The 12,026-nt window shown below is 42.0% G+C and carries 6 protein-coding genes; 4 read left to right on the top strand and 2 right to left on the bottom strand.

Annotation, left to right across the window (positions count from 1 at the left end; genetic code table 11):
- Positions 1-83: 83 nt before the first annotated feature.
- On the bottom strand, positions 84-1,172 hold the full coding sequence (locus BMX50_RS04715) for a ComEC/Rec2 family competence protein (RefSeq protein WP_091208291.1): 1,089 nt from the start codon (positions 1,170-1,172) through the stop codon (positions 84-86).
- A 208-nt stretch (positions 1,173-1,380) separates the two neighbouring features.
- Positions 1,381-1,950: an RNA polymerase sigma-70 factor gene (locus tag BMX50_RS04710; protein WP_091208288.1), complete on the bottom strand. Its 570-nt coding sequence runs from the start codon at positions 1,948-1,950 to the stop codon at positions 1,381-1,383.
- Between the two features lie 634 nt (positions 1,951-2,584).
- On the opposite strand from BMX50_RS04710, the gene BMX50_RS04705 reads away from it, so the two are divergent.
- The 4 genes from BMX50_RS04705 (at position 2,585) to BMX50_RS04690 (ending at position 12,017) form a co-directional block, all read left to right on the top strand.
- Positions 2,585-3,709, top strand: coding sequence for a FecR family protein (locus BMX50_RS04705; RefSeq protein WP_167667810.1), 1,125 nt, complete (start codon positions 2,585-2,587; stop codon positions 3,707-3,709).
- Between the two features lie 286 nt (positions 3,710-3,995).
- Positions 3,996-7,421: a TonB-dependent receptor gene (locus BMX50_RS04700; protein ID WP_167667809.1), complete on the top strand. Its 3,426-nt coding sequence runs from the start codon at positions 3,996-3,998 to the stop codon at positions 7,419-7,421.
- Between the two features lie 18 nt (positions 7,422-7,439).
- Positions 7,440-9,284 carry a RagB/SusD family nutrient uptake outer membrane protein gene (locus BMX50_RS04695; RefSeq protein ID WP_091208280.1) on the top strand — a complete coding sequence of 615 codons (1,845 nt, stop codon included), beginning with the start codon at positions 7,440-7,442 and terminating at the stop codon, positions 9,282-9,284.
- A 174-nt stretch (positions 9,285-9,458) separates the two neighbouring features.
- Positions 9,459-12,017 (top strand): hypothetical protein, encoded by a 2,559-nt coding sequence (locus tag BMX50_RS04690; RefSeq protein WP_091208276.1) that lies wholly within the window; start codon positions 9,459-9,461, stop codon positions 12,015-12,017.
- Positions 12,018-12,026: the final 9 nt, after the last annotated feature.

Raw genomic sequence — 12,026 nt, 5'->3', positions numbered from 1 at the left:
AAGGGGCTTTTCTTGAGCAATTTGCCGTATTTTTTGTTACATAAAAGTAGGGAGGGTAAAGTCTAAACGCTCATGGCTCCAGGCTATTGGTGAGTGTTAAATATATATTGGCCCGACGCTGTCGCTGAAATTACAATGGTACCATCCCAAGCGGTACAGTAAAGCTTGTGGATGAGGTATTCGGTAAACTCAGAAGTGGTGCTGCCGTTGAATGAATCTTTTGTACCTACACAGCCTGCAAAAGGCGTAGGCCGGCTTATTGTAAGGCTGTCTTCCAGCAATTTGACAGACTCGACGTGAGGGTTTGCATAAGCGAAGGCTGTAAATAGCTTTGGTTTCCCTTCTAACGCCCAACCGTCATCCCAGTGCCCGCAGGATATAAAAGCATATTTAGGTTTAACGGCTGATATCCACCCGGAACTGATCCCGCTCCTGGAGCCGTGATCGCCAACCTGCATCACATCGGCCTTTAACGCGTCGGTTCCGCCATATAAATCAAGTACCTGCTTCATTCCGCTTTCTTCCAGATCGCCCGAAAACAAGAAAGAAGCATCTCCGAAAGTGACCTTGATCACCATACTATTATTATGGGGATCTTCATACTCCTCTTTTGACCAGCCCGCCGGATGCGCCACAAAAGCCCCGCTATAGATAACGATTTTAGGGTCGGTGCTTCCGTTCACCGGGTCAATGATAATGTCTGTCAATCCGGTATGATTGGGTACAGCCCTGGCGTTGTCAAATGTAATGGCTTCATAACGGCAGCCAAACTTATGAAAGTTGTTCTGCATCCAGATTTGGTTCACTTCTGTGTTTGTTACCCGCCGCCGGCCGTTATCAACATAGTTCTGGATTTTGAAATTTCGCGTTAAGTCGTCGAGCGCAATATTATGGTCGATATGCTGATGGGTGATTATGATACCGTTCAGCGTATTATTAAGATCGGTACGGCGTTGGAAAAAAGCCCTAAGGTAGTTGATCAGTGTTACTTCATGGTCGGGGGCGGCACCGGCATCTATGAGTACCGCGCCCTGTGGAAATTCCATGAGAACGGCCATACCCTGGCCCACATCGATGATATGTGCGTACATTTTATCCGCCGGTAATTGGCCAAATACGAATTGGCCATAAAAAACCAGCACACAGAGGATGATGGATTTAAAGCGGTACATGGGGGAAGGATTTAATAAAGTTGAATGTATTGAAAATATTTGACAATCAACGATTTATTTATGGATTGGTAGTGCTGTTTGAATGTGCCCGGCTTTGATGGATACTGGCGAGATATGTATATGGGGGCATACTTGATTAACATTTTCAAAGGGTAGTCCTGGTGGGGGTTCGCAGGTCAATTGCTTTGGTAGTCTCCGAATAAGCCGTTTATAAAAACAGCGTTAGCAGATGTGATGCTAATTTTACCCTCAGTATTTTTAAAGAATTATTTACCTGCTTTCTAACAGTTAACGGACTAATCTCCAATATTTCTGCAATTTCATTATGCGACAAGTTCGAATCCCTGCTTAACTCAAATATCAGTTTCATTTTTGGGGGTAAAGAACTTACTTCGGCCTTAACCAGAGCAATAAGTTCTTTATTCCTTAAATTTTCATCCGTTGTAGACTCGCAGGTTTCCTCAAAATTAATTAATGACGTAATGTAATTAGCTTTTACTTTCTCGTGCTTAAAAACATTCAAAACCTTGTTTCGGACAGCGGTACATAAATAAGCCTGTAAGCTGCCTTTAATATCAATTGATGTTCTTTGGTCCCATAGATGGATAAAAAGCTCCTGTAAAAGATCTTTAACGGTGTCCCTGTCCGGCAATCTTTTATACGCATGCTGATATAATGCTCCGTAATAGCGCGAATGAATCGCTGTAAAAGCAGATATGTCATCTTGCTTTAACAGCGTTATTAAATCGTCGTCACTATATTTACCGTACAAAGCCATTAAGGTTTACATTGATTATAAATTTGCAAGCGATATTTATTGATTGCTGACCATTGAGGTCCGGAATAAACGAATCCCTGAAACCGGGCCCCTGTCTATCTATCCTATCGTATAATTGTTGTTACAAATTAATAGGACTGGAGTGATTTTAAGCGCTAAAGTTTTACGCAAGCGTTTGCGTTAATTCAGGAGAATCAGCTTTAATAAAGAGGATCATGTCCTCAATGCGAGCACTATATCGCTTTAATTAGCTGATTAAGAACGCTGTTTTTAACTGATTGGTAAAGATTTTACCGTCGGGGGTAATTAATACAGGCTTCCAATAACAACACTTAGCTGTTATAAAACTCAAAAAACATATTTATGAGCCTTGCTGCCACAAACAAACGTTTGCGTTGAACTTACTTGCGATGAATTGTGATATCTAAATGCATTGACGATCTCAATCCGGCGACTTGAAATCGCTGAATGTAAGATCAGTTTTCAATGAGCTTCTTTACTGTAATAGCAGTTGATATCTTCCATCAATCTATCATCTGGTAAATTATTTTCACTTTTTTTATTTTTCATCTACTCCCTCCCCCCGGTGGTAGTTGTATATGGGGTAATAAGGATGATATATCCTTTAACAATTATGCAACCACAAGACATCGAAGATTTAATAGAACGGTATAACAGCGGTATGACTACCCCGGCAGAGAATGCTTTGGTTGAAAGCTGGTATTTAAAATATAAGCATAGCGATCCTTATTTGTCGCAGGAGCAATTGGAAGAAGATCAGAAAGAGAGCCTTGATAAACTGTTGAATGAAATACAGGGAGGGGCAAAAAGGATACAATTATCGCGTTGGGCAATAGCAGCTTCAATACTTTTTTTTATGGCCGTGGGGGGATACTTTTTCAGCATCAATAATAATTCGAGTCGGCAAATAGCTGCAGTTAAACCTCAGAAATATGATGTAGCTCCAGGTGGAAACAAAGCCATATTAACCTTAGGAGATGGAAGTACTATTGTACTGAATAGCGCAAAGATTGGAAAGCTTGCCCGCCAGGATAATATCATTATTAAGAAAGCTGCCGATGGACAAATTAGTTACAATGATGTAAGCGGCAGTCACACTTCAAAAAGTGAAGTATATAATACGGCCGCTACCCCACAAGGGGGGCAGTATCAATTTATTTTGGCCGATGGTACTAAAGTATGGTTAAACGCATCGTCAACAATCAAATACCCGGTAGTTTTTAATGCTAAGGAGCGTAGGGTAGAACTAACCGGCGAGGCTTATTTTGAAGTTGCACACAATGCCAAAAAGCCATTCAAGGTTATTTCAAACGGGCAAACTGTGGAGGTATTAGGAACCCATTTCAACATCAATGCTTACAATGATGAGCAGGCTGTTAAAACTACCCTGCTCGAAGGCAGCGTAAAAGTATCAGCAGGAAAAGTGAGTAATATCATTAAACCGGGCCAACAGGCAAGGTTTGACCACGGCTCGATCGATGTTATGAATGTAGATCCGGACGAGGTGGTGGCCTGGAAAAATGGCTTTTTCTTTTTTGAAGACAATAATATCCAGGAAGTAATGCGGCAGCTTTCCCGCTGGTATGGTGTTGAAATAAAATATGAAGGACAATTACCCTCACGGAGGTTTTCGGGCGAAATTTCCAGGAACGTCAATCTATCACAAATACTGGATATTCTGAGCTTTAAGCAAATACATTACAAAATAGATGGGAAAACAATTATTGTAATGAATTAACACCTGTAATTAACCAATTATTCACCTAAAAAAAACGAGAACCATATGGAAAAATAAATACACATCCGGCCTTCAAAATTTAGGCCCGTCTCCATAAGGTTAACTCAAAAAAAACGCATCCCGAGGGCAATCGGAATGCGGATAAATATTGAGTTAACCCTCCCCGCAAAACGGGAATATGTTTAGTGTCTCTAACTATCTGTTAACCCAACTCAACAAAAGTATGAAATTAAATGCTTTTTTAATGGCCATGCATTGTCCGTGGCCGCGCAAAATGTTATTAGTTATGAAATTGACTACCTTGATCATGTTAGTTGCCCTTCTTGAATGTAGCGCAAAAGTGTATAGTCAAAAAATTAACCTGGATGAAACAAATTCATCACTAAAAAAAGTACTTAACCAGATAAATAAACAAACAGGATTCGTGTTTTTTTATGATTCAAAAGATGTACAGAATAAAAGTGTGACCATTCATCTGAAAGATGCTTCAATAGACGAGGCTTTAAAGGAATGTCTTAAAAATCAGCCATTAACTTATAAAAAGGTTAATAACAACATTGTTCTTCAGCAAATTGAAAAGGCTGTTGATAATGTGGTTACCAGCTTAAATGTAAGCCCGGTTAAGATAAGCGGGCAGGTATTTGATACCAAAAATATACCCCTGGCCGGTGTGACTATTGCAGTAAAAGGAAGTCAAGCCATCGCTATATCTGACGCCAATGGTAAATTCAACATTGAGGTGCCGGATGGGAACGCAACACTTGTATTTTCATTCGTTGGCTATGTGAAAAAAGAATTGCAGGTTACTCCTGGTACGCCTATGCAGGTAAAGATGGAAGCCGATGTTAGCGGGCTTAGCGAAATAGTTGTGGTTGCCTATGGTACGCAGAAAAAAGAAAACCTGACAGGTGCAATAGGTGTAATTAAATCATCTGCACTTGAAAACCGCCCTACATCTTCCCCAGCCAATTTGTTGCAAGGCTTATCTCCGGGTGTTACCGTCACTACGCAAGGCAGTTATCCCGGTGCAAGCGCTAATATTAAAATCAGGGAATCTTCCACCTGGCAGGGCGGAACAGATCCGCTATACGTGATAGATGGTTTTGTAAGGGATGCAACTACATTTTCCACCATTAACCCGGCTGATATCGATAATATCAGTATCCTTAAAGATGCGGCGTCAACCGCAATTTATGGTATCAGGGGTGGTAACGGTGTTGTTTTGGTTACAACCAAACATGGCGTAGCCAATAAGACATTTATATCCTACAATGCATCATATACCATGAATAACCGTGAAATTACGCCACGGAGAATGAATGCTTTTGATGCTTATACTTTTGCCAATGAAGCATTTGCCCAAAAAGGTTTGCCGGCAACCGATCCAAGCTACTATACCCCTGATGAATTAGATTATTTCAAAACACATTCCTACGATTGGTTAAAAGACACCTGGCGCAATCCATGGAATACTTCACATAACTTAGCGGTAAGCGGTGGGTCGCAAGCAGCCAGGTATTACATCTCGGCAGGGTATTTCCAGCAGGAAGGAGCAACTTCAAATTCCTTCCGTAAATATAATTTAACAGCAAAAGTGGATGGGCAAATTTCCGAGCGGTGGAGCTATAATTTAAATATCCAAAGCGAATGGAATAACGGAAGCCGTCCGTTTTGGGCCTATGATTATGGGGATTTCAATTTGTCAAACATGTACAACAGGTTGTTAATGGTAAATCCCGGTCGGCCATCATTTATTAACGGCCTTCCTGTTGGCAACTTTGATAATACCAATACCGCCAACCTGGCAAACGGAAATGGTGGCTATACCAAGCCGTCGGGTAACAATATTACCCCTGTTTTTCAATTGAAATATGATATCCCCGGCATAACCGGATTGTCGGCAAAGGGTACTTTTGCTTACAATACCACCAATAATTACACCAAAGCGTGGCGTAATGCCCCTTATATTTATTATTTCCAAACCGGTGGTGATCATAACCATATCGTTACCGATAAATTGGATTTAACACGATCAGGTGGGTACCAGATATTAGATCAGGCCCAGATTTCGGGCGTAGGCGCACCTACCGAATTGGAAGAATCCTATTCGCAGTCATCTAATTACCAATTGGATTTGATGTTGAATTATGAACGCTCTTTTGGCCTTCATAATATCAGCGCATTTGCCGGGTATGAACAATCGGCATACCGGGGGCATTATTCAAACATTTGGGATGACAATTATAGCAACCCTAATTATCAGCAAATTAACGGTGGCTCAACCAATAGTACCGATTGGTATATCAGGGGCGACCAAAATCAGCCTACAGGTTTTGCCTCTTATTTTGGCAGGGTCGACTACAATTACGCCTCAAAATATTTGCTTGGCTTTACCATGCGGGCCGATGGTTCTTATATTTTCCCGTCAAATAAACGTTGGGGATATTTCCCGGCTGTTTCAGCAGGCTGGAATATCGCCAATGAAAATTTCTTTGCAAATTATACTAAAGTCCTTGATGTCTTGAAGCTGCGTTTCTCTTACGGTATAACCGGCACAGATAATACAGCTCCATGGCAGTGGCAACAAACCTACAACTTTAACGCAAACTCAGGTATATATATAGGGTCCGGGCTTCCGCCTTCAACAACGTTGGGATCTACTATCAACCCCAATATCACATGGGAAAAAAATCATAATTACAACCTGGGATTAGACTTCGGCATGCCAAAAAGAATCCTTACAGGAACTGTTGATTTATGGTATAAAAAAACCACCGATATTCTTGGTGCACGTGTCGCCTCAGTTCCCAGCACCGTTGGGGCAAGCTTGCCGGCAGTTAATTACGGAATAGCATCGGCACGAGGTATTGAATTGTCTCTTAGTCATGAACGACACATCAATGATTTTTTCTATCGTGTGTCTGGCAACTGGTCATATTCTGCCAACAAATACCTGAAGGTTGACCAGGCTGCATCAGTACGTGGTTATCAGAATTTGATCGGACAGCCAATTAACGGCGTTATATGGGGTTATGTATCCGACGGAATTATCAGAACGCAGCAGGACGTGGATAATATTTTAAAAGCCAACGGCCCTAATTTTACCATTTTTGGCAGCAAGCCACAGCCCGGAATGTTGATGTACAAGGACATTAGGGGGCCGCTGGGGACCGATTCGCCAGATGGAAAAATTGATGGGAACGATCAGCAAATCATTTCGAAAAACGGGATACCGCGTGTTAATTATGGCTTCAACTTCACATTTGGCTGGAAAGGACTTAACCTCACCGCTGTATTTGCCGGTTTGGGACGCTATGATATTATGCCTACCGATGTGTATTACAGACGGCCTTTGCCTGGTAACGATAACTTAACCACCTGGAAAAATGCATGGACTCCGCAAACGGCCTCTACTGCCACTATGCCAAGTCCTATTATGAATGATTGGCAAGGCACAAGCAATAGCGAGGTGTCATCTACATTCTGGTTAAAAAACGGTGCTTTCCTGCGGTTAAAGTCCTTAATTGTTGATTACAGTTTGCCGGCAAGCTTGTTGGCAAAAATAAAAGTTAAAGCTGTGAAAGTTTATTTCAGCGGCGAAAACCTGTATCAATGGAACCATGTAACCGATTGGGACCCTGAACTGGGCGGCGATTTCAGAATGTACCCGGTATTAAGAGGGTTTACCTGTGGGCTTAATGTAACACTTTAAACATTAAATTATTAGATCATGAAACTTAAATTCAATATACTATTCGTTTTATTGGGGATGATTGCTTTAACAATATCCTGTAAAAAAGTATTTGATGTTGATCATCCGGGAGGCCCTATCACGCCAGAGCAGGAATGGGGCAGTCCTGATTTTGTAAAAGGATATGTAACCGATTTTTATAACATTTTGCCTTCCTGGAACAGAAATGAAGAACTGGCCGGTGAGGCTTATTCGGGCGGTAGTGGCGGAAACGGCCTTAACTCTTTTCTTAAAGGCACCTATACAAGCCAAAGCGGTTATCCCGACAGGGTTTGGGATTGGGGAAGGGTAAGGTCAATTAATAACTTTTTTGCCAATATCGACAAAAGTAAATCTGCCTTATCTGATGCCGACTATAAAAGCCTGAAAGGTCAGGCATATTTCTTCCGCGCGTATTTATACTACAGGATGGTAAAAGTATTGGGCGGAGTGCCCATTATTACCGCGGTTCAGGATCCCACAGCCGATATAAATACTTTGCTGGTAAAAAGAAATTCATCACTTGAGTGCTTTGACTTTATTGGCAAACAATTAGATAGCGCAATTAATTTATTGCCGGCTACCTGGGGCTCAAATGATATTGGCCGGGTTACCAAAGGTGCGGCTATGGCAGTAAAAGGGGAGGCCCTGTTATTAAAAGCAAGCCCCTTGTTTTGCAAAACACCCAACGCCACTTATTGGAGCGATGCCTATAATGCTTTGCTGGCTGCTAAAACCGAGTTAGATGCTGATGGCTATGGCTTATATACCGATAATACCGCAAAAACAAACGAAAACATGTGGTATGATAAGGCCGGGGCTGCCAAAGAGATGGTTTTAAGTTTACGCTATCATTATCCTGAAAAAACAAATACTTTTCAACAAGGGCAAAGGCCGTTAACCGAAACCTCAGGTGCGGCAGGATCTTGCGACCCTACCTGGGAAATGGTGCAGGCCTATCCTATGAAAAATGGTCTCTCAATTTCCGACCCGGCTTCGGGATATGACCCGACGGAGTTTTGGAAGGACAGGGACCCGCGTTTTTATCAAACAATAGTTTATAACGGTGCCAGGTACGATTTTGCGGACATAACACCGCGTGTTCAATGGATTTTTAATGCAATAGCAGGCGATGATGCTTACAAAGCCACACCCAATTATAATATCACTGGTTTTTATTGCCGTAAGGGGATTGATACCACATTGGGTTCAAGCGTTTGGAACCGCCAGGCTTTTGATTGGCCTATCATCAGGTATGCAGAGGTTTTACTTAACCTTGCCGAGGCTGCTAATGAAGTACAGCATTCGGCTGAAGCGAGAACCTACATTATTCAGATTCGCCAAAGGGCTCATATAACAGCAGGAGCGGGAAATTATGGATTAGCAGCATCGGTTGGTGCAGATTATCAGGCCACGTTGAACGCTGTTATGACCGAACGGGCAATAGAGTTTGCTTTTGAAGGAAAACGGTTCTGGGATTTGAGGCGCAGGCGCATGTTTAGTGTACTGAATAACATGGGGACGCTGCACGCCTACGGTCCATACTTTAACAGCGCAGCTGCATCCTCTCAATATGGTATTGATATTACGCAAAGCAATAGTGGGATTGCTGCACAGCTTTCTAACCTGATAGTAAATTCACCTGCTTCGTTTGATCGTAACGCTTTTCTTAAGGCTATTACCAATTATAAATATGAGCCGATAGATCCTGGCGCCACCAGTCAAATCAATATACCTGATGCCTATTATTTCGGCCCTATTGATCCGCAGTATATTTTACAAAATAAAAATCTGCAGCAAAATACAGGCTGGGATGGCGGAACTTTTAATCCGGTGATACAATAGGTGCCGAATGTGTTTTATTTTTTAAGTGTACTTCTGGTAATGAGACTACCCGAGGTTTAGTTGAAGAGGCGTCCCTGTATAGTGGTACAGGGCGCCCTCTTTTATCATTGATCAGAAGGCGGTGCTTAGAAATTGGAAATGCTTTTTAGTTGATTATATATGAGTTTTTATAATATGATAAATAAGTTGAACACACGTTTTTTATTTCTTTTGGTGTTCGGTATGCTGCTGATAATTCACCGGCAATCGAACGCGCAAACCATAACTTTAAACACAAAGTTTGTTACGCTTAGTATAAATAAACGTGGGTTTATTACCAGTATTAAGGATAAGTCATCCCATAAAGAATATTGCCCCGCGGGTAAAGTTTCGGCATTACTTAGTTTGTACAAGGGTGAAAACTATATACTCCCGGTCTCCGCTGTATTTAATACCCTCAATAAGCGGATTACGCTACGTTATCCTAATGGTTCGGTTGCAACGGTACAAACTGATGAAAAAGGCGAATATGTACGATTGAAACTGGTGTCGCTTAAGCCGAGAAACGGGGTTGACAATATTGTTTGGGGCCCTTATAAATTAACTATCTCTAAAACCATAGGAGATATCCTGGGCGTAGTAAGAGATGATGATTTCGCATTTGGGATATTGGGTTTAAATGACAATACCACCAGCGGTCCGCCAACAGGGGGCGACATGTCTTTTATGCACTATTTTATTCATTCTCCGGATCCCGTAAAATATCCCTTGCCTCCAAACCTTAAGGAAGGTCAAACTTTCACAATTGGCGGAGATGGCGTCAATGACGTGGCGTTTTATTCACACCCGGAAGAGTATTACCGGATGAATTACGGAAACGGGGCAAAGCTTGAACCTGTTTTTGGTTCTACTGTTTGTATGCATTCAAGAGACCGGAGAAAGGAACAAATGATACGTTTCCCGGTGTTACCCGATAATCTGGATGGAAAAGCTAATTCGGCCAGGTATCAGCTGGTGCCACCGGTTAATGCTGATTACATCGGATCGTCGGTTGCTTTGCTTGCCTGCCCCGACTCTGTTGGGCTTCGCTCTATCGAACAAATAGTTTTAAAGGAAGGTCTGCCGCATCCCGAAATTGATGGTCAATGGATCAAAGACCCTAAAGCATATCGCCCTGATATTGCGTGGTACGGCGCTCACGACAGCCTGATCACCTACGCTCATCAATTAGCCATCAAAGGCGTACAGGATGAAGGATGGGGCGAATATTATCCCAACCCACAAAATCGCTGGACTAACAGAAAAATAAGTTTCAATAACGCAGCTCCTATGGACATTCCGGAGTATGGTGCATTGATGAAAGAAAATGGGATCAGGTATGGATTACATACGCTGTGCGAGTTTTTGCAGCCGGATAACAACAGCGATGTGGCTCCCGTACCGAGTGATAGTCTGGCTATTATGCAACGCACTTCTATAACCAAAGATTTTACCGATCAGGACACCATTATAACTGTGGCCGACAGGGCCTATTTCAATGAATATGGCGGATGGGAAGGCAACCATACCAATGTGCTGAAAATAGGGAAGGAATTGATAGAATACAATGGCATTACTGAGAGCAAGCCTTACACCTTTTTACATGTAAAAAGAGGACTTTACGGAACGAAAAGAGGAGCCTATAAAAAAGGTACCACAATAGTAAAGCTGCAGCCTAATTGCTATCGTGGTTTTGTTCCTGATATGAATTTGCAAAAGGTATATGCAGCTTATTATGGCAAATGGCTCACAGAAGGAGGGATGGATTATATTGATTTTGATGGCCTTGAGAGCTGTATATACCAGGGGCAGGGACAATACTCCTTTAAACAGTTTTTCAGGAATTTATTTGATACCTATTCGAAAAATGGAGGTAAATATCTACGCGTGATGGGAAGTGCTGTATATGAAGGGAACTGGCATTACATGAGCGTTTGCAACGTTGGCGGCGGCAATAATATGTTTAATCCGGTATTGAACAAATGGGGGATTGAGGGAAAAGACATGCGATATGTTTTTGAGAGCAGTTATTTACCCGCAACATTCGGAATAGTTGATCTGCACAGTGATTGGAGTTTATACGATGCAGAAAACCTGGAAGCCAAATCAATTGGATGGAATGCCACCTACATGCTTGGTTTGAGCCAGCATGCGGTTGAAAATTGCTCGGAAAAGAATAATATTTTCAAGGCATACCGCGCCTGGGAAAATGCAAGGTCATTGAATCTTTTCACGAAAGCATTAAAGGAGCAGTTGAAAGATTTAAACTATAAATTTCACCTGGTGCAAAACGGCGAAAAGTCTTTCGTTTTATACCCTGTACGTGAAACCCGCTTTCCTGATCAGCAATATGCTGCCGAAAAAAATACCTGCCGGTTAAATAATGAATTTGATGCGCAACCGCTGGATTGTGCGATACGGGTATCATCTATCGAAAAAGACGGGTATGCTGATGGCATCAGGATCACTTTTCATGATGGTGCAGAACTTTCCATCGACAAAAAAATTACCAATGGTGGATTTATTATCCTGAAGGATAATACTTGCTACTTAGCGGATAAGAATAGAAAGAAGATCGCCGAAATTGCCATTCAGGGCAATTTTATCCTTCCGCATGGGCTATCATCCATCCAGGTTAATGCTCTGCATAATAGCAATCAAAAAGTAAATATGGAACTGCTTGTTTCATCTGTAGGACCAGGTATAGCACTTTGATGATTTAAC

This window comes from Mucilaginibacter gossypiicola (assembly GCF_900110105.1).
Taxonomy (GTDB): domain Bacteria; phylum Bacteroidota; class Bacteroidia; order Sphingobacteriales; family Sphingobacteriaceae; genus Mucilaginibacter; species Mucilaginibacter gossypiicola.
The sequence above is the reverse complement of the archived record's forward strand: the minus strand, read 5'-3'. Positions and strand labels throughout refer to the sequence as shown.

Bases quoted from the DNA above. Each gene is read 5' to 3' on its own strand.
- BMX50_RS04715 (WP_091208291.1), bottom strand. From the start codon at position 1,172: ATGTACCGCTTTAAATCCATCATCCTCTGTGTGCTGGTTTTTTATGGC.
- BMX50_RS04710 (WP_091208288.1), bottom strand. From the start codon at position 1,950: ATGGCTTTGTACGGTAAATATAGTGACGACGATTTAATAACGCTGTTA.
- BMX50_RS04705 (WP_167667810.1), top strand. From the start codon at position 2,585: ATGCAACCACAAGACATCGAAGATTTAATAGAACGGTATAACAGCGGT.
- BMX50_RS04700 (WP_167667809.1), top strand. From the start codon at position 3,996: ATGAAATTGACTACCTTGATCATGTTAGTTGCCCTTCTTGAATGTAGC.
- BMX50_RS04695 (WP_091208280.1), top strand. From the start codon at position 7,440: ATGAAACTTAAATTCAATATACTATTCGTTTTATTGGGGATGATTGCT.
- BMX50_RS04690 (WP_091208276.1), top strand. From the start codon at position 9,459: ATGATAAATAAGTTGAACACACGTTTTTTATTTCTTTTGGTGTTCGGT.